The sequence below is a fragment of the Amycolatopsis keratiniphila genome, from assembly GCF_000400635.2.
GTDB classification, from domain to species: domain Bacteria; phylum Actinomycetota; class Actinomycetes; order Mycobacteriales; family Pseudonocardiaceae; genus Amycolatopsis; species Amycolatopsis keratiniphila.
Genome location: NC_021252.1, coordinates 8,758,907 through 8,777,016, shown reverse-complemented (window position 1 = coordinate 8,777,016; position 18,110 = coordinate 8,758,907). Strand labels below are relative to the sequence as shown.

Here is an 18,110-nt window from a genome sequence, read left to right as displayed (position 1 = left end):
AGCACTCACTCCGTCAATTGAATAAGGCCGAAGTCCGTGAAGGCCTCCTTCCCTACCTTGAGAGTAGGGAAGGAGGCCTTCACGGACTTTTGGGTCAGTAGGTGATCGCGACCGCCGGGTCGGCCAGCAGAGCGCCGACGTCGGCCAGGAACTCCGAGCCCTGCTGCCCGTCGACCACGCGGTGGTCGAAGCTCAGCGAAAGCTGGAGCACCTTGCGCACCTTGATCTCGCCGTCGACCACCCACGGGGTGTCCTTGATCGCGCCGAGGCACAGGATCGCGGACTCGCCGGGGTTGATGATCGGCGTACCGGTGTCGACCCCGAAGACGCCGACGTTGGTGATGGTGATCGTGCCGCCGAGCATGGCCGCCGGAGTGGTCTTGCCCTCGCGGGCGACGTCGGTCAGCTCGGTGAGCGCGATCGCGAGTTCCTTGAGGGACATCGAATCCGCGTCACGGACCTTGGGCACGACGAGCCCGCGCGGGGTGGCCGCGGCGATCCCGAGGTGCACGTAGTCCTTGTAGACGATCTCCTGCGCCGCCTCGTCCCACACCGCGTTGACGTCCGGAGTGCGCTTGGCCGCCAGGCAGACGGCCTTCGCCGCGAAGGTCAGCGGGGTGACCTTGACCCCGGCGAACTCGCGCGACTTCTTCAGCTTCTCCCGGAATTCCATCATCGGCGTGACGTCGATGGTCAGGAACTCCGTGACATGCGGGGCGGTGTAGGCGCTCTGCACCATCGCGGCGGCGGTGGCCTTGCGGACGCCCTTGATCGGGACACGGCGTTCCCGGGTCGCGGGGTCGTAGCCGCTGTCCGAATCGGACACAGTGGACACAGCGGCCGAACCGTTGGCGGCCGCCTGCACGTCGTCACGGGTGATGACGCCGCCGTCGGCGGTGCCGGTGAGCGCGTGCAGATCGACGCCGAGGTCCTTGGCGAGCTTGCGCACCGGCGGCTTCGCCAGCGGCACGTACCCGCCCTTCGGCTTCGAAGCCGAAGCGGGCTCGGGCGCCACGGCCACCGGAGCGGGAGCAGGGGCAGGGGCGGGAGCCGCGCCCTTCCGCGCCCGGCGCTGCGTGACGACGGCCTTGGAGCCGTAGCCGACCAGCGGCTTCATCTCCTCTTCCGCCGGCTCTTCCGCCGCGGGCGCGGCCGCGGGTGCCGGGGCCGCCTTGCCGCCGGGGTCGACGTCGATGGTGAGGATCGGCGCGCCGACCTCCACCGTCTGGCCCGGCTCGACGAGCAGTTCGGTGATCACGCCCGCCCACGGGATGGGCAGTTCGACGGCGGCCTTCGCGGTCTCGACCTCGACGACGATCTGGTTCACCGTCACGGTGTCACCCGGCTTGACCTGCCAGGCGATGATGTCGGCCTCGGTCAGCCCCTCCGCCGTGTCGGCCAGGGGGAATTGTTTGTACTCGGGCATTTCAGCGATTTCCCCCTTACCAGGCGAGCGAACGGTCGACGGTGTGCAGCACCCGGTCCAGGTCGGGGAGGTAGTGCTCCTCGAGCTTGGCGGGCGGGTACGGCGTGTCGAATCCGGTCACCCGCAGCACGGGGGCTTCCAGCGAGTAGAAGCATTCCTGCTGCACGCGCGCGGCGATCTCCGAGGTCAGCGACGATTCCGACGGCGCCTCGCTCAGCGCGATGAGCCGTCCGGTCTTGCGCACCGACTCGAACACCGGCTCCAGGTCGAGCGGGGACAGCGTCCGCAGGTCGATGACCTCCAGCGACTTGCCCTCGTCCTCGGCGGCGGTCGCCGCGTCGAGCGCGACCTTCACCGACGGGCCGTATGCGACGACGGTGGCCGTGGTGCCCTCGCGGACCACGCGGGACTTGAACAGCTCGTCCGGCGTGGCTTCGGTGTCGACCTCGGACTTCATCGCGCCCGAGTGGTACAGCTTCTTCGGCTCGAAGAACAGGATCGGGTCGTCGGATTTGATCGCCTGCTGGATGCCCCAGTAGGCGTCGACGGCGTTCGAAACCGAAACGACCTTCAGGCCGGGGATGTGCGCGAACAGCGACTCCGGCGACTCCGAGTGGTGCTCGACCGCGCCGATGCCGCCACCGAACGGCACCCGGATCACGATGGGCATCTTGATCTTGCCCTGCGTCCGGTAATGCAGCTTCGCGACCTGGCTGGAGATCTGGTCGAAGCCCGGGAAGATGAAGCCTTCGAACTGGATTTCGCACACCGGGCGGAAACCGCGGACGGCGAGGCCGACCGCGGTGCCGATAATGCCCGACTCCGCGAGCGGCGTGTCCAGCACGCGCTGCTCGCCGAAGTCCTTCTGCAGGCCGTCGGTGATGCGGAAGACGCCGCCGAGCTTGCCGACGTCTTCACCCATGATCAGGACCTTCGGGTCCTCTTCCATGGCGCGACGGAGGCCGAGGTTGAGGGCCTTGCCGATGGTGAGTTTCTGGAGGTCGGCCATTTCAGTGCTCACCCGCCCCGACGAAACCGTCCATGTAGGACAGGAACTCTTCGCGCTGCTTGTCCAGCAGCGGCGTGGACTCCGCGTACACGTTGGAGAAGATCCGGTCCGGTGGCGGTTCCGGCATGTTGAAGCAGTAATCGCGCAGCTCGGCCGCGAACGCGTCCGAATCGGCCTGCACCTGGTCGAAGAACGCCTGGTCGGCGCCGCCACCGCGGGCGAGGTACGCCCGGACGCGCTCGATCGGGTCCTTCAGCTTCCACTCCTCCAGCTCGTCGGAGAGCCGGTAGCGGGTGGGGTCGTCGGTGGTGGTGTGCGCGTCCATCCGATAGGTGAACGCCTCGATCAGCACCGGGCCGTTGCCGTGTCGGCACTCCTCCAGAGCCCAGCGGGAGACCGCGAGGCAGGCGAGGACGTCGTTGCCGTCCACGCGGATGCCGGGGAAGCCGTAGCCGCGGGCGCGCTGGTACAGCGGCAGGCGCGACTGGCGCTCGGTGGGCTCCGAGATCGCCCACTGGTTGTTCTGGCAGAAGAACACGAGCGGCGCGTCGTAGACGGCGGCCCAGACGAAGCCTTCGTGCACGTCGCCCTGCGAAGTCGCCCCGTCACCGAAGTAACAGATGGTCGCTTCGCTGTCGTCGTCGCCGACCTTGCCTTCGAACTTCTGGCCCATCGCGTAACCGGCGGCGTTGAGCACCTGGTTGCCGATCACGATGGTGTACGGGTGGAAGCCGTGGGCCTTGTAGTCCCAGCCGCTGTGGTCGGTGCAGCGGAAGATGCCGAGCACCTCTTTGAGGTCGACGCCTCGGGTGTACGCGACACCGTGCTCGCGGTAGCTGGGGAACGCCATGTCCCCCTTCCGCAGCGCGCGGCCGGAGCCGATCTGCGCGGCCTCCTGCCCGAGCAGCGGCACCCAGATGCCGAGCTGGCCCTGGCGCTGCATCGCGTTGGCCTCGCGGTCCGCGCGGCGGACCAGCACCATGTCGCGGTACAGGCCCTTGAGGGCCTCGGCGTCGATGTCGTCGACGTAGCGGTCGAATTGCGGCGAGGCGACCCGTTCGCCTTCGGGGGTGAGCAGCTGAGTCAGCTCAGCGCCACCTTCGCTCGTTGCTCGCAAACCGGCGATCACCTGTTCGGGGGAAGGCTGCGCCGCTACGGCGGCGGGACCATCTCCAGGCTCCGGGTGCGTCCAGTGTTCGGACGGCATGCGCTGCTCTCCTTGATGTCGGCGCCTCTGGCGGCCACTTGTGGCGGCCACAGTGACTGCGCCGGCGGGGACCAGCGCGTCGGATCTGAAGCGCTGGGTCACCGTCGGCGTTGACGGTTCGTGCGGACATCCTGGCATGCCGGATGCCGTTTTGGTCAGTCTCGGATGCTGATTTGTTGCTGAGAAAGGGTGCCTGATCAGGGAAAATGCTAGGAAGCCCGAGTGTGGGGCCGCCGAAAGTAGGGAATTCACCCGCGGGCCGACCAGCGGACGACGCACCCGGACGGGTGTCCTGTCCGGTGCGTGCGATGACGATCCGTGCCCGCCACTGTGATCCATCCCACTCCCCGGCACCCGTGGCAGGATGGCGGACGTGGAGCAGAAATCCGTACGCGAAACCGTGGTTTCGAACTGGACGAACGACGTCCTTCCCAGCCTGTCCGGCCTGGTGGCGATCCCCGCCTTGTCGCCGGCGTTCGACGCCGAGTGGGCGAAGACGGGCCATCTCGCCGCCGCCGTCGAGCACGTCCGCTCCTGGATCGCCGCGCGGGAGATCCCCGGCGCGACGCTCGAGGTCGTGGAGCTCGAAGGCCGCAGCCCGCTGCTGGTCGTCGACATCCCGGCGACGTCCGAAGCCGCCGACAAGGGCACCGTGCTGATGTACGGGCACCTCGACAAGCAGCCCCCGGTCGGCGGCTGGTCCGAGGGCCTCGACCCGTGGACGCCGGTGATCCGCGACGGCAGGCTGTACGGCCGCGGCGCGGTCGACGACGGCTACTCCGGCTACGCGGCGACGACGGCGATCGAGGCCGTGCGCGCCGCCGGTGGCGAGCACTCCCGCGCGGTCGTGCTGCTGGAGACCGGTGAGGAATCCGGCAGCCCGGATCTGCCCGCCTACGTCGAGCACCTGAAGGAGAAGCTCGGCGCGGTCTCGCTGGTCGTCTGCCTCGACGCCGGCGGAACCGACTACAAGCGCCTGTGGCTGACCACCAGCCTGCGCGGCATGCTGCACGTCAACGTCACCGTGAAGGTGCTCGAGTCGGCGCAGCACTCCGGCATGGCCAGCGGCATCGTGGCGAGCTCGTTCCGCGTCCTGCGTGTCCTGCTCGACCGGATCGAGAACGCCGAAACCGGCGAGATCAAGCTCGCCGAGCTCAGCGTCGACATCCCGGAGAACCGCGTCGAGGACGCTCGCGGTGTCGTCGAGATCGCGCCCGGCGCGGCGAAGACGCTCTTCCCGGTGATCGGCCGGACGGTCTCCGACGACGATCTGGAACTGCTGCTCAACAACTCGTGGCGGCCGACGCTGTCGGTGATCGGCGCGGAGGGCTTCCCGCTCCCGGCCGACGCGGGCAACGTGCTGCGCGACAGCACCACGCTCACCCTGAGCTTCCGCCTGCCGCCGACCGCCGACGCGCAGGCCGCGATGGAGGCGGTCCGCCGCGTGCTCACCACCGACGTGCCGTACGACGCTTCGGTGGAGCTCGGCGACTTCCAGGCCGAGAACGGCTGGAACGCTCCGGACACCGCGCCGTGGCTCGACGAGGTGCTGCACCACGTCAGCGGCGAGGTCTTCGGCGAGCCGCACAAGAGTTTCGGCATGGGCGGGTCGATCCCGTTCATGGGGCTGCTCGGCGAGAAGTACCCGGACGCGCAGTTCGTGGTCACCGGCGCCTGTGGACCGGACTCGAACATCCACGTGCCGGACGAGTGGCTGAACATCGACTTCGCGCAGCGGGTCACCGAGGCGGTCGCGCACATCCTGGACGCGCACGCGCGGAGCTGATCTTCCGGCTCACGCTGCAATGAAAGGTCCTTTCCTAGCAAAATTTGCCAGGAAAGGACCTTTCATCGCACGCGCGGGAGGATCATGTTCGAGGGGTTCGAGCTCGAAAACGTCGACACCGGCGAAGTGACCCTCAGGGTTCGCCACGGCGGATCGGGGCCACCCCTCGTCCTCCTGCACGGACATCCCCGAACCCACACCACCTGGTACGACGTCGCCCCGCGGCTCGCGGACGCGTTCACCGTCGTCTGCCCGGATCTCCCCGGCTACGGCCAGTCCTCGAAACCCGAGACCACCGAAGACCACTCGGCGCACTCGAAACGCGCCATGGCCAGACATATCGTCGCGCTCATGCGGCATCTCGGCCACGAGCGGTTCGCCGTCGCCGGCCACGATCGAGGCAGTTATGTGGCGCACCGGCTGGCCATGGACCATCCCGAAGCGGTCACCAAGCTGGTCATCCTCGACGGCGTCCCGATCGGTGAGGCGCTCGCGCGGGCCGACGCGGACTTCGCGCGGAAATGGTGGCATTGGTTCTTCTTCGGCCAGCTCGCGAAACCCGCCGAGCGGGTGATCAACGCCGACCCGGACGCCTGGTACGGCGGTGATCCCGAAGCCATGGGCGCCGAGAACCACGCCGACTTCCTGCGCGCGATCCATGATCCCGAGACGGTCCACGCGATGCTCGAGGACTACCGCGCCGGCCTCGGGCCCGACCGCGAAGCCGACGACGCCGACAAGGCGGCCGGGCGGAAGCTCGCCTGTCCCGTCCTCATGCTGTGGTCCAGCCGCGACGACATGGCCGAGCTCTACGGCGACCCGATCGCGGTGTGGCGCGAATGGGCCGACGACGTCCGCGGCTTCGCCATCGAGTCCGGGCACCACGTCGCCGAGGACAACCCGGCCGACCTCGCGGTGGCGCTGCGGGAGTTCCTGGGCTGAGCGGGTCGTGAGTGGCGATTCGGGTTAGAACCCGAATCGCCACTCACGACCGACCGGACCCACGCCGCACCGCCGCCCTGGCCTAGGCGAACTTGTTCAGCGCCGCGGTCAGTTCCGTCAGCTGCGGCGTGAAACGCTGGTACGAGAACGGGGTTTCGTTGTTCCACGGGATCAGCTTCCCGGCCTTCACCGCGGGCAGCTGGGCCCAGGTCGGCACGCCGCCGAGCCCGTCCGGGCCGAGCGACAGCGAACCGCCGCGGTTGTCGTACATGATCACGTCGGCCGGGTACTTGCCGATGTTCTCCCAGCTGATCTGCTGGTAGTAGCCACCCTGGCTCTCGTCCGGCGCCTCCGGCGTGACGAAGTTCAGCCCCTTGCTCTGGTAGTGCTTCGAGGTCGCGAACTTCGGCGCGTTCGAGACGTAGACGGCGTCCTTCTGCGCGGACACGAGGAGGATTTTCAGCCCGGCGGCCTTCTTCGCCGCTTCGGCGAGCGCGGCGTCGGCCTTCTCGTACTCCTCCTTCGCGGCCTTGATCGCCGGAGTCTCGGTGTCGGCGCCGAGCGCCTTCGCGAGCGCGATGAACTTCGCGATCCCTTCGGGCATCGAGATGTCCTGCAGCCGGACGCCGACACTCGGCGCGGCCTTGTCGATCTTCTCCGTCTGCGTGTCCGGGACGTACCACATCTGGTCCTTGAGGTACATCACGCTGACCAGCAGCTGTGGATTCAACGAGACGAACTTGTCGAAGTTGAACTCGTTCCACACGTTCCCGAGCGAGGTCACCGCGTTCAGGTCGACGCCGCCCGCCTGCGGGTCCGGTTTGCCGTCGGCGAACTTCGACGGGCCGAAGATCCCGACCGACTTCACGCCGAGGTCCCACAGCGCCGCCGCCGCGGTCACCTGCGCGACGATCCGCGTCGGCCGCTCGCCTTCGAGCTTGCGGCCGCGGTCGTCGGTGAAGGACCAGGCCGCGCCCGCTCCCTGGGTGGGCGTCTCTTCCTGATAGCCGCAGGCGGTCAGGAGGCCGGTGGCGCCGAGCGCCGCCGTGCCGGCGAGAAAGCCGCGTCGGGAGAGGTGCATGGAGATCTTCTTTCGCCAGGTGACCGGATTTCGTCGTTAGGCTAGCCTTCCCTTATCGTGGACGCCATGGTCCAGGTCACGGAGCGCGGCACAACCATGAGGACCAGCGTTTCCGTGCGAACGCTGGTCCTCATGGGGTCCCTGGCAGCGCTCGTCGCGGTCATCCTCCTGTCGATCGGCTTCGGCTCGAACCTCCTCTCGCTCGGCGAAGTCCTGCACGCCCTCTTCGCCTACGACGGGAGCTACAACGACGTCGTCGTCCGCGACGACCGCCTGCCCCGCACGGTGCTCGGTGTCCTGGTCGGGATGGCGCTCGCGCTGGCGGGCTCGCTCATGCAGGCGATCACCCGGAACCCGGTCGCGGAACCCGGCCTGCTCGGCATCAACCACGGCGCCGCCGTCGCGATCGTGCTCGGCTCGACGCTGTTCTCGGTGACTTCGCCGGGCGAGTACGTCTGGTTCGCCTTCGCCGGGGCGCTCGCGGGCACCGCGCTGGTCTCGGTGATCGGCGGGACACGCGGTGCGACGAGCCCGCTGAGGCTGGTGCTGGCCGGTGTCGCCATCCAGGCGGTGTTCGTCGGGATCAACCAGGGCATGCAGCTGGTCAACACGCACAACCTGCAGGCCATGCGGTTCTGGCTGGTCGGTTCGCTGGTGAACCGGAACCTGGATCAGCTGTCGGTCTTGCTGCCGTTCTTCGTCGCGGGTGTCGTGATCGCGATCGTGCTGGCCCGCGCGCTGAACGCGCTGGCGCTGGGCGAGGACACGGCCCGCGGCCTCGGCGCGAATCCGGCGCTCGTCCGCGTCGCCGGGATGGTCGCCGTCGGCCTGCTTTCGGCGTCGGCGACCGCGGCCTGCGGGCCGATCGCCTTCGTCGGCCTGATGATCCCGCACGTCGTCCGGACGCTGATCGGCCAGGACGAGCGGTGGGTGATGCTGATTTCGGCGTTGCTCGGGCCGGTGCTGCTGCTCGGCTGCGACGTCCTCGGCCGCCTGCTCGGCTCGCCGGGCGAGATCCAGGTCGGCGTGATGACCGACGTCGTCGGCGGGATCGCGTTCGTGATCGTGGCCCGGCGTCTGAAGGCGGTGCGCCGATGACCGCGCCCGTCCGTCGTGAGTCCGGTTTGGACAGACGATCGGTACTCGTCGTCGCCGCGCTGGCCCTGGTGACGCTGACGCTCGTCGTGCTTTCCGTCGGCACCGGCGACTACGAGATGAGTCCCGGCGAGGTACTCGCCACCTTGTCCGGTCAAGGGACGAAGGCGCAGTACCTGGTCGTCATGGGCCGGCTTCCGCGCGTGCTGGTCGCGATCCTCGTCGGGGCCGCGCTGGCGCTGGCCGGGGCGGTCTTCCAGACGATCACCCGGAATCCGCTCGGCAGCCCGGACATCATCGGCTTCACCACCGGTTCGGCGACCGGCGGCATCGTGGCCCTGCTGCTCTTCGGCTCCGGCCCGGGGCTCGTCTCGGTCGGCGCGCTGGTGGGTGGGCTGCTGACCGCGCTGGTCGTGATGGCGTTGTGCGCGCCGCACGGCCTGCTGAGCTCGCGGCTGGTGCTGCTCGGGATCGCGATCAGCGCGGTACTGGTCGGGGTGAACTCGTATCTGCTGGTGAAGGCGAACCTCGAAGCCGCATCGCAGGCCGTCGGCTGGCTGGTCGGCGACCTTTCCGGTCGTGACTGGAGCTTCGTCGTGCCCCTGGCCGTCGCGGTGGCGGTGCTCGCCCCGGTCGTGTTCGCCAACGGCCGCGCGCTGCGCATGCTGGAGATGGGCGACGACACCGCCACCGGTATCGGCGTCGACGTCCACCGTGTGCGGCTGACCTTGGTGCTGGTCGCGGTCGCGCTGGTCGCCGCCGCCACCGCCGCGACCGGACCGCTGCCGTTCATCGCGCTCGCCGCGCCCCAGCTCGCGCGCCGGATGACGCGCCTGCCGGGGCCGAACCTGCTCGCCTCGGTCTTCGTCGGGGCGACGCTGGTCGTCACGGCGGACTACCTCGGCCAGCGTCTGCTGGAGTCGTCGCTGCTGCCCGCGGGTGTCGTGGCGGCGGCCCTCGGCGGCGCGTACCTGCTCTGGCTGTTGCTCCGGCGCAGGGCCTAGGTCAGCCGGGTCAGCTGCACCGAGACGTCCAAAGTGGACTGGCCGCCCCCGGTGAAGATGCCCTTGAGCGGCGGCACGTCGGCGTAGTCCCGGCCGTACGCGACCCAGACGTGCCGCGGCCCGACCGGGATCGCGTTCGTCGGGTCGTACGCCCACCAGCCGCCGGTCCAGACGTCGACCCAGGCGTGGCTTTCGCCTTCGACCGTCTCGCCGAGCTTCGCCTCCGGTTTCGTGTGCAGGTACCCGGAGACGTAGCGCGCGGGGACGCCGATCGCGCGCAACATCACCAGCGTGACATGCGCGAAGTCCTGGCAAACCCCTTCGCGCGCACGCCACGCGTCGGTCGCCGTGCTGTGCACGCCGGTGGTCCCCGGTTGGTACTTGAGCTGCTGGTTGACCCATTCGCACACCGCGAGCACGGCCTCCGCCGGGTCGAGCCCCTTGCGCAGTTCGCGCGCGACCTTCGTCAGCTCCGGATCGCGGGGCGTGTACGGCGTCGGCGTCAGGTACTCGGTGCGATGGTCGATCACAGTGTCACTGCGCAGGTCCTTCCACGTCGCCGAACGGACCGGCTCGCCTTCGTCGGCGGTCTCGACCACCGACGTCGCGAGCACGGTGAACTCGGTGTGCGGCGCGTGAAGGTCGAACGACGTCACGACGGTGCCCCAGTAATCCGTGTACCGGTAAGCACGGGTCGCGGGCGTCGTCTCGACCCGGTTCACGACCGTGGTCTGCCGCCGGTCGGAGCGCGGGGTCAGCCGCGCTTCGTTGTACGACTGCGTGGCCGGCGTCGCGTACCGGTACCCGGTCCGGTGGGCCACCCGAAGCTGCCAGGTCACAGCGAAACCTCCGCACCGCTCCAGGCCACCCAAGGCGACGAATGGAAGTACTGCACCGAAACCGCGTCGCCGATGTCCTTGATCGAGGTCTGCAGGGCGCCGAGCCGTTTCGGCAGATCCTCCAGCAGATCCGACGGCCGCAGGAACTCCAGCTCGCTGCGCGCGCGGCCGAGCTGCCGCAGCGCCTCGGACTTCTCGTTGGCACGCGAGTTGACGCCGGGGTCGAGCCGCTCCAGGCATTCCTCTGCCTGCCGCAGCGCGTGGAACACCGAACGCGGGAAGAGCGTGTCCCGCAACAGGAACTGCACGACCCGGGCGGCGTCGAGCGCGCCGCGATAGGTCCGCAGGTACGTGTCCTGCGCGCCCGCCGAACGGAGCACGGTGATCCAGCCGGGTGAAGACGCGCTGTCCTGCACTCGCGACAGCAGCAGCCGCACCACCATGTCCGCGCGTTCGACCGAGCGGCCGAGCACCATGAACAGCCAGCCGTCGTCGCGGCTCATCGTCGAATCGGCGAGCCCGGCGAACATCGCCGCGCGCTCCTCCACGAAGGAGAGGAACGCGTGCGGCCCGGCGCGGCGCGCGTACCGCTGCCTGTCCGGCACCGCGTTCCACGTCGCGTTCAGGCATTCCCACAGCTCTGTCGAGACGACCTCGCGGGCGCCGCGCGTGTTCTCGCGGGCGGAGTTGATCGAGCCGACGATCGACGCCGGATTGTCCTTGGCGTAGGCGACCAGCTCGGTCAGCTTCCACACGTCGAGGGTGTCCATGCCCTCCGGGCTGATGCCGAGGACGGCGAGCAGCTGGCGGCTCGCGTGGTCCGGGTCGACGCTCGCGTCTTCGAGCAGCTGATGCACGGAGACGTTGAGGATCCGGGAGGTGTCATCGGCGCGTTCGACGTATCGGCCGATCCAGTACAGCGATTCCGCGTTGCGGGCGAGCACATCAACCTCCCTTATGCCTGTTGCTGCTGCTGTTGCTGGGTGGTGGTCAGCTCCGGACCCTGTTCGGCGACCAGACCGTCCACTTGGGACAGTGCGCCGAGCGCGGGCCGCTCCAGCTCGCGCTCCGCCGTCGAAGATCGCGGCGCCAGCACCCAGGTGTCCTTGGAGCCGCCGCCCTGCGACGAGTTGACGACCAGGCTGCCCTCCGGGAGCGCGACCCGCGTCAGCCCGCCGGGCAGGACGAAGATCTCCTTGCCGTCGTTGACCGCGAACGGCCGCAGATCGACGTGCCGAGGCGCCAGTCTGTCATCCACTTTGGACGGAACGGTGGACAGCTGGACCACCGGCTGGGCGATCCAGCCGCGTTTGTTCGCGCGGACCTTGCGCTTCAGCGCGGTCAGCTCGGCCTGCGTCGCCTCCGGGCCGAACACGATGCCGTATCCGCCCGAACCTTCGACCGGCTTGATCACCAGCTCGTCCATATGCTGCATGACGTGGTCGAACTCGTCCGGCAGCCAGCACCGGAAGGTGTCCACGTTGGGCAGCAGCGGCTTCTCGTTGAGGTAGTACTTCACCATCTCGGGCACGTAGGTGTAGACGAGCTTGTCGTCACCGACGCCGTTGCCCACCGCGTTCGCGATCACCACGTTGCCCGCGCGCGCCGCGTTGAGGATCCCGGCCACGCCGAGCACGGAATCCGGCCGGTAGTGCACCGGATCGAGGAACTCGTCGTCGATCCGCCGGTAGATGACGTCGACCTGCTGCTCACCCTCGGTGGTGCGCAGGTACACGACGTTGTCCCGGCAGAACATGTCGCGGCCTTCGACCAGCTCGACCCCCATCAGCCGGGCCAGCAGCGAATGCTCGAAATACGCTGAGTTGTGCACGCCGGGGGTGAGCACGACGACCATCGGGTCGGCGACGTTCGCCGCGGCCGCCGCCCGGAGCGCACGCAAGAGATGCGAAGCGTAATCGCCGACCGGGCGCACCCGGTGCTGGGCGAACAGGTCCGGGAACACGCGCGCCATCGTGCGGCGGTTCTCCATCACGTACGACACGCCGGACGGGTTGCGGAGATTGTCCTCCAGCACCCGGAAGGTGCCCTCCTCGTCGCGCACCAGGTCCACACCGGACACATGGATGCGGACGCCGTTGGGCGGGTTGATCCCGAACGCCTCGCGCTGGAAGTGCTCGCACGAGGTGATCAGCCGTCGCGGAAGAACGCCGTCACGCAGGATCTGGCGGTCGCCGTACACGTCGGCGAGAAAGGCTTCGAGCGCGCGGACCCGTTGCGCCACACCGCGTTCGAGTTTGCTCCACTCGGCGGTGGTGATCACACGTGGCACCAGGTCGAGCGGGAACGGGCGTTCCTGGCCGGACAGCGAGAACGTGATGCCCTGGTCCACCATTGCCCGGTCGATCGCCGCCGACCGGGACGAGAGGTCCGCCGACGTCAGCGCGGAGATCGATTCGTACAGCGCGCGGTACGGCTGGCGGACCGTGCCGTCGGCGGTGAACATCTCGTCGTACGCGCCCGCGTGCGGCCGGGACGGCGAGAGATAGCCGTCGAACTGCGCCCCGGGTTTCGCCGCGCGCCGGGCCGACGTCGTCGTCCGGGGGCGGCGGCCCGCAGGTGGGAGCCGGGGCGCCGAGTTGTTGTTCATGGGGTCATCGTGACCCATGGACCCCGTCCGGCGCGAGATACCCGGGTTGGCTTGTTGGAATGATCAGCCTGATGCTAGCCTCGCCGCACGTATTCAAACCTGACTGGGGAAGGTTGGATTCTGTTCGGCGTTTTCGCCATGTGTAGAACTCGTTAACTCGCGCATTTACCTGCTGGATAAGCAGGCTCTGAATTTCACATGCAATTTTCAAGGGGAATTGTGAAGAATTTCGTGAAGACGTTCGTCGTGGCCGGTGCCGCGGTGGCGGCGTTGGCCGTTCCAGGTGTCGCCATGGCTGCTCAGGACGGTGTCACGGCGCCGTCGTCCAGTGTCGGCGTGGCGGATGTCAAGAGTCGTTGGTGCGGTCACAACTACAATAGCTGTGTCCGTGAGCGGAGCGACTTCGCCCGTTATTACAACGTCGGTCCGCTCCAGTACTTCCCTGTCGACCCGAGTTGTGCGGGTATCTGCTACAACGGCTACGTGTTCGATTACTGGCCCAAGTAATAAGGCGGCGGTGGGGCGCTTCGGCGCCCCACCGTGTTCCCGTGCCGGGCCGGTCGCGTGCCTGTCGGGACCCGCTGGGGCCGAGGTCCGCTCCATCCCGTCGTCGGGACGATCTTCGCTGGAAACAGCGCTGTAACGTCTCGGTGCTGTGCTTGCCGCCGGATGAGTGGCACTATGCATGCTCTCGACACATGGGAACTACAAGGAGTGACGACGTGGCTCGATTCAAAGCGCTCGCCCTGATCCCGGCGCTCGCCCTGGCCGCGGGTGCGCTGTCCGCGTGCGGCGAGGAAGGCGGAACCGCGGCCGGCGGCGTCCAGCTCGTCGCGTCCGGCAAGGTCACCACCTGCACGCACCTGCCCTACCAGCCCTTCCAGGTCAAGCAGGGCGACAAGATCGTCGGCTTCGACGTCGACCTGGTCGACCTGGTCGGCAAGAAGCTGGGTGTCGAGCAGAGCATCGTCGACATCGCCTTCGAGACCATCGAGTCCGGCGAAGCGATGAACACCGGGCAGTGTGACCTCGCCGCCGCGGGCATGACGATCACCGACAAGCGCAAGGAGAAGTTCGACTTCTCCGACCCGTACTTCGAGGCGACCCAGGCGCTGCTGGTCAAGACCGGTTCGCCGATCAAGGACCTGTCCAACGTCGCGGGCAAGAAGATCGGTGTCCAGTCGGCCACCACCGGCGCCGACTACGCCAAGGAGAAGGCCGCCGGCGCCGAGATCGTCACCTTCGACGACCTAGCGCTGCTGGAGCAGGCCGTCAAGAACGGCACGGTCGACGCGGGCGTCAACGACAACGGCGTGCTCTACGACTTCGCGAAGACGAACCCGGACACGACGGTCGTCACCGAGTTCAAGACGAACGAGTTCTACGGCATCGGCGTGAAGAAGGGCAACAGCGCCCTGCTCGGCAAGATCAACGAGGTGCTCAAGGCGTCCGCGGCGGACGGCTCCTACGCGCAGATCTACCAGAAGTGGTTCGGCAAGGCGCCGACCTGGCAGCCCGGAGCTGCGTCGAACTAGTCGAAGCCGCCCTGTGGCCGGTGCCGAGCGCACCGGCCACAGGCTTGTCGCCACCTGTTTGAGGAGAGAAATGGCTTTGAGCCGCCGCCAGCGCCGTTCGGCCTTCCGGACCGGGCAGTACGTCCTGCTGCTGGTGATCGTCATCGTGCTCGCGCTGCTGGCCGACTGGAGCAGGATCGGCAAGGCGTTCTTCGATCTCGAAGTCGCCGCCAAGCAGTTCCCGGACGTCATCACCGTCGCACTGAAGAACACCATCGTCTTCACGGCGCTGGGTTTCGCGCTCGGCCTCGGGCTGGGCCTGCTGCTCGCCTTGATGAGACTTTCCTCGGTCGGCCCGTACCGCTGGTTCGCGCGCGGGTACATCGAGTTCTTCCGCGGCCTGCCCGCGCTGCTGATCTTCCTCGCCGTCGGCATCGGCGTGCCGACCGCGTTCGACACCACGTTGCCGCGCAACGTCGCGATCATGCTGGCGCTGGGCATCGTGTCGTCGGCCTACATGGCGGAGACCATCCGGGCCGGCATCCAGGCGGTGCCGCGCGGGCAGGTCGAGGCCGCGCGTTCGCTCGGCATGTCGCCCGCCCGCACGATGATCACCGTCGTGATCCCGCAGGCGTTCCGGATCATCCTGCCGCCGCTGGCCAACGAGCTGATCATGCTGACGAAGGACTCTTCGCTGGCGTTCCTGCTCGGCACCACGCCGGCGCAGCAGGAACTCGCCCAGTTCAGCCGTCAGGCGCTGCTGGAGGCGAAGGGCCTGACCCCGATCGTCGTCGCCGGTCTGTGCTACCTCGTCATCACCATTCCGCTGTCGATCCTGCAGCAGCGGCTAGAGAAGAAATACGGAGCCGGAGTGCCCGGCGGAGGAACGGTATGAGCACCCAGACGATCGTCGAGGTTTCGGGACTGCACAAGGCGTTCGGCGAGCTCGAGGTGCTCAAGGGCATCGACCTGGAGGTCCAGCGCGGCCAGGTCGTCTGCATCATCGGCCCGTCGGGTTCCGGCAAGTCGACGTTGTTGCGCTGCGTCAACCTCCTCGAGGAGCCGCAGCAGGGCAAGATCGTGGTCAACGGCAGCGAGATCACCGACCCGGACGTCGACATCGACGGCGCCCGCACGAAGATCGGCATGGTCTTCCAGTCGTTCAACCTCTTCTCGCACCTGAGCGTGCTCGACAACCTCACCGTCGCTCAGCGCAAGGTGTTGAAGCGCGGCAAGGAAGAGGCGGAGCGCGTCGCGCGGGAAAATCTCGCGAAGGTCGGTCTGGCGGAGAAGGAGTCTTCGCTGCCGACGCAGCTTTCCGGCGGTCAGCAGCAGCGTGTCGCGATCGCGAGGGCGCTGTCGATGAACCCGGACGTCATGCTGTTCGACGAGCCGACGTCCGCGCTGGACCCCGAACTGGTCGGCGACGTCCTCGCGGTCATGCGGCAGCTCGCGCAGGAGGGCATGACGATGCTCGTCGTCACGCACGAGATGCAGTTCGCGCGTGAAGTGGCCGACATCGTGCTGTTCATGGACGGCGGCGTCGTCGTCGAGCAGGGCGCGCCGGACCAGGTGATCGGGGACCCGCAGGAGGAGCGCACGAAGACGTTCCTCTCGCGGGTCCTGAACCCGAACCACCAGGGCTAACGCCCGCGAAGCTGCGACTCCAGCTGGACGACCTTCGCGACGATTTCGTGCGGCCCGGCGCCCATGAGGCTCACCCAGCCCTTGGCGTCCGGGCCGAACACGACGCGGCCGTGTTCGGTGTCCATCCAGCCCGGTGGCCTTTCGACGCGTTTCCGGTTGCCGCCACCGTCACGGATGGCGACGTAAAGCCGTCCGAAGAAGGTGTGCGGCGACCGGATCCACTGGAGGATCTTCTTGGCGTCGCGGATGCTCGGGCCGGTGCCGGTGAGCATCTCGCCCTTCATCAGGACCTGGAGATCGGCTTCCGAACAGTTCAAGGACGGCGTGCGCGCGGCGGGCGCCTCGGGAAGCAGACCGGTGAAATCCTGCGCCAGCGTGTCCGGCCGTGTCGGCGTCAGATAGACGACCTTGTCGACCAAAACGACGTTGACCGCTTCCCGGCCACTTCCCGCGGCGCGAACCGTCCGTTCACGCCCCTCGGACTTCACCCACGAGTAGTACTCCACCGCCGGCCGCTGCAGGAACCGCAACGTGTCGAGGAATTCGTCGTCGATCCGGCCGCGCCTGAGCAGTCCTTGTCTGTCCAATTCGGACTGTGCGGTGGCGGCGAGCTCGCGCCGTTCCTCGGGCAGGTACCACTGCGCGCCACGGACGAGCGTTGGATGGATGTCGCCGAGATTATGTTGGTCCAGCAGGGTTTCGTAGGTCTGGAGCGTCAGTTCGACGGGTTTCTGCAGCACGTCACGCGCCGATCACCGGCGGAACCGGCTTGTCACCGTCGTAACCGCCGAAGAGGGAGTCGCCGTCCTCTTCCTGCAGCGTGATCTTGCGCTGGTGCTCCTCGTCCTCGCCGCCCTTGCCCTTGCCGGCACCGGCGCCCATCCCGCCGCCGCCCATCCCCGGCGCGCCGGGCCGCCCCGCCGCCGCGGGCCCGCCCGCCGGTGTACCGCGCATCGCACCTTCACCGGGCATGGCGGCGCCGACACCGCGACCGGGCCCCATGCTCCCCGGCCCGCCCGTCGATCCACCCGGCCCGAACCCGCCGCCGGGCCCGAAACCGCCGCTGAAGCCGCCCGATCCGGGCCCGAATCCGTTGCCGCCACCGGGTCCGCCGGTGCCCGGCCCGCCGGGCCCGAAGCCGGGTTGGCGATAGTCGATCGGCTTCGCTTGGATCCGGTCGTTCGCCCGGGAAAGGTCGGTCTGGTCGTTCGGCCGCGGAGACGGGAGTGGCCGCGGCATCTGCGGCACCCTCGGCGCCGGCGGAACCTGCGGCGGCCTCGGCGCCTGATACCCCTCTGCCCCGGGAGGCGCGCTGTACGAACTCGGCCCACCGGTGTACCCACTCGGACCGCTGTGCCGCCCGGAGTCGCCGGGGCCGCCGCTGAACCCGCTGACCTTGGTCTGCCCGGGATCGATCGGATCCGGCGTGATCGGCGCGGGCGACACGTTCGGATCATGCGCGGCCGGATAGACCGGCGCGAGCGACTGCTGCCGCGGCTGGGTGCTTTGGTAATACGGCTCGTAGATCTCGACGTTGTGTTTGGTGTCGGCGTCGAACTTCGCCGCGGCGATCTCGTCGTCACTCGCGCCGATGGACAGGATGTCCTCGGGCCCGCTGTCCCCCGCGCGCTCCTTCTCGACCGGGCGGACATTGCCGCGCGTGTAATGGAAGGAGGCGTTCTGGTCGTACATCGACTGGCGGGCGCGGTCCATGTTCTCGCCGGCGATCTTGGACGTCGCGATGAGCGGGGCGAGCCCTGCTGTTCCGCTGTCGGCGGCCTTGCCCTTCCAGAACGAGCTGAGCGCCGTTTGACTCTTCTCCAGCGTGCTGCTCATCCTGTGGTGGACGTCCATCAAGGTGTGAGAGGCCTGCTGTGCCCTGTCCAAAGTCGCTGTGGTTTCGGGGTAGGTGTTGAGCTTGGTGAAGATCTCCCAACCGCTGTAGGTCATGA

General features: G+C 68.2%; 17 protein-coding genes. 8 read left to right on the top strand and 9 right to left on the bottom strand.

The features are described from left to right. Positions 1 to 94: 94 nt before the first annotated feature. The 3 genes from AORI_RS80860 to pdhA are packed head-to-tail and all read right to left on the bottom strand — an operon-like array spanning position 95 to position 3,642. Positions 95 to 1,426: a dihydrolipoamide acetyltransferase family protein gene (locus AORI_RS80860; RefSeq protein WP_016338211.1), complete on the bottom strand. Its 1,332-nt coding sequence runs from the start codon at positions 1,424 to 1,426 to the stop codon at positions 95 to 97. Between the two features lie 16 nt (positions 1,427 to 1,442). After that, a complete protein-coding gene (locus tag AORI_RS80855) occupies positions 1,443 to 2,435 on the bottom strand; it encodes an alpha-ketoacid dehydrogenase subunit beta (RefSeq protein ID WP_016338210.1) in 993 nt (330 codons plus the stop codon). Position 2,436: 1 nt separating this feature from the next. Further along, the gene (gene pdhA, locus AORI_RS80850) at positions 2,437 to 3,642 is read right to left on the bottom strand and encodes a pyruvate dehydrogenase (acetyl-transferring) E1 component subunit alpha (protein WP_016338209.1); all 1,206 of its coding nucleotides are present in this window, start codon (positions 3,640 to 3,642) and stop codon (positions 2,437 to 2,439) included. A 373-nt stretch (positions 3,643 to 4,015) separates the two neighbouring features. Between pdhA and AORI_RS80845 the strand changes: the two genes are divergently transcribed. Together AORI_RS80845 and AORI_RS80840 are read left to right on the top strand one after the other, a co-directional pair. Beyond that, positions 4,016 to 5,428, top strand: a complete 1,413-nt coding sequence (locus tag AORI_RS80845; RefSeq protein ID WP_016338208.1) for a M20/M25/M40 family metallo-hydrolase — start codon at positions 4,016 to 4,018, stop codon at positions 5,426 to 5,428. An 84-nt stretch (positions 5,429 to 5,512) separates the two neighbouring features. Then, positions 5,513 to 6,370 (top strand): alpha/beta fold hydrolase, encoded by an 858-nt coding sequence (locus AORI_RS80840; protein ID WP_016338207.1) that lies wholly within the window; start codon positions 5,513 to 5,515, stop codon positions 6,368 to 6,370. Between the two features lie 82 nt (positions 6,371 to 6,452). Here AORI_RS80840 and AORI_RS80835 read toward each other — a convergent pair whose 3' ends face one another. Beyond that, positions 6,453 to 7,451 carry an ABC transporter substrate-binding protein gene (locus AORI_RS80835; RefSeq protein ID WP_016338206.1) on the bottom strand — a complete coding sequence of 333 codons (999 nt, stop codon included), beginning with the start codon at positions 7,449 to 7,451 and terminating at the stop codon, positions 6,453 to 6,455. A gap of 132 nt (positions 7,452 to 7,583) precedes the next feature. Between AORI_RS80835 and AORI_RS80830 the strand changes: the two genes are divergently transcribed. Continuing rightward, positions 7,584 to 8,549: a FecCD family ABC transporter permease gene (locus tag AORI_RS80830; protein ID WP_228688272.1), complete on the top strand. Its 966-nt coding sequence runs from the start codon at positions 7,584 to 7,586 to the stop codon at positions 8,547 to 8,549. Next, the gene (locus tag AORI_RS80825; RefSeq protein ID WP_016338204.1) at positions 8,546 to 9,550 is read left to right on the top strand and encodes a FecCD family ABC transporter permease; all 1,005 of its coding nucleotides are present in this window, start codon (positions 8,546 to 8,548) and stop codon (positions 9,548 to 9,550) included. The genes AORI_RS80830 and AORI_RS80825 overlap by 4 nt, the downstream gene beginning before the upstream one ends. On the opposite strand, the gene AORI_RS80820 is transcribed toward AORI_RS80825, so the two are convergent. From AORI_RS80820 to AORI_RS80810, 3 genes are read right to left on the bottom strand one after another with little or no spacing between them, the layout of a single operon-like run. Then, complete coding sequence (locus tag AORI_RS80820; protein WP_016338203.1) at positions 9,547 to 10,389, bottom strand: transglutaminase family protein; 843 nt, start codon at positions 10,387 to 10,389, stop codon at positions 9,547 to 9,549. The genes AORI_RS80825 and AORI_RS80820 overlap by 4 nt on opposite strands. Beyond that, positions 10,386 to 11,333, bottom strand: a complete 948-nt coding sequence (locus tag AORI_RS80815) for an alpha-E domain-containing protein (protein ID WP_016338202.1) — start codon at positions 11,331 to 11,333, stop codon at positions 10,386 to 10,388. Before AORI_RS80815 ends, AORI_RS80820 begins: the two co-directional genes overlap by 4 nt. An 11-nt stretch (positions 11,334 to 11,344) precedes the next feature. Further along, complete coding sequence (locus AORI_RS80810; protein WP_016338201.1) at positions 11,345 to 12,997, bottom strand: circularly permuted type 2 ATP-grasp protein; 1,653 nt, start codon at positions 12,995 to 12,997, stop codon at positions 11,345 to 11,347. A gap of 231 nt (positions 12,998 to 13,228) precedes the next feature. On the opposite strand from AORI_RS80810, the gene AORI_RS80805 reads away from it, so the two are divergent. The 4 genes from AORI_RS80805 (at position 13,229) to AORI_RS80790 (ending at position 16,158) form a co-directional block, all read left to right on the top strand. Beyond that, positions 13,229 to 13,504, top strand: a complete 276-nt coding sequence (locus tag AORI_RS80805) for a hypothetical protein (protein WP_123798698.1) — start codon at positions 13,229 to 13,231, stop codon at positions 13,502 to 13,504. Positions 13,505 to 13,719: 215 nt separating this feature from the next. Beyond that, on the top strand, positions 13,720 to 14,532 hold the full coding sequence (locus tag AORI_RS80800) for a basic amino acid ABC transporter substrate-binding protein (RefSeq protein WP_016338199.1): 813 nt from the start codon (positions 13,720 to 13,722) through the stop codon (positions 14,530 to 14,532). 70 nt (positions 14,533 to 14,602) lie between these two features. Beyond that, positions 14,603 to 15,406: an amino acid ABC transporter permease gene (locus AORI_RS80795; RefSeq protein ID WP_016338198.1), complete on the top strand. Its 804-nt coding sequence runs from the start codon at positions 14,603 to 14,605 to the stop codon at positions 15,404 to 15,406. Then, a complete protein-coding gene (locus AORI_RS80790; protein ID WP_016338197.1) occupies positions 15,403 to 16,158 on the top strand; it encodes an amino acid ABC transporter ATP-binding protein in 756 nt (251 codons plus the stop codon). The genes AORI_RS80795 and AORI_RS80790 overlap by 4 nt, the downstream gene beginning before the upstream one ends. Here the strand turns inward: AORI_RS80790 and AORI_RS80785 are convergent. Then, positions 16,155 to 16,898 (bottom strand): ESX secretion-associated protein EspG, encoded by a 744-nt coding sequence (locus AORI_RS80785; RefSeq protein WP_016338196.1) that lies wholly within the window; start codon positions 16,896 to 16,898, stop codon positions 16,155 to 16,157. The genes AORI_RS80790 and AORI_RS80785 overlap by 4 nt on opposite strands. 1 nt (position 16,899) lies before the next feature. Further along, positions 16,900 to 18,108, bottom strand: coding sequence for a hypothetical protein (locus AORI_RS80780; RefSeq protein WP_016338195.1), 1,209 nt, complete (start codon positions 18,106 to 18,108; stop codon positions 16,900 to 16,902). Positions 18,109 to 18,110 lie beyond the last annotated feature (2 nt).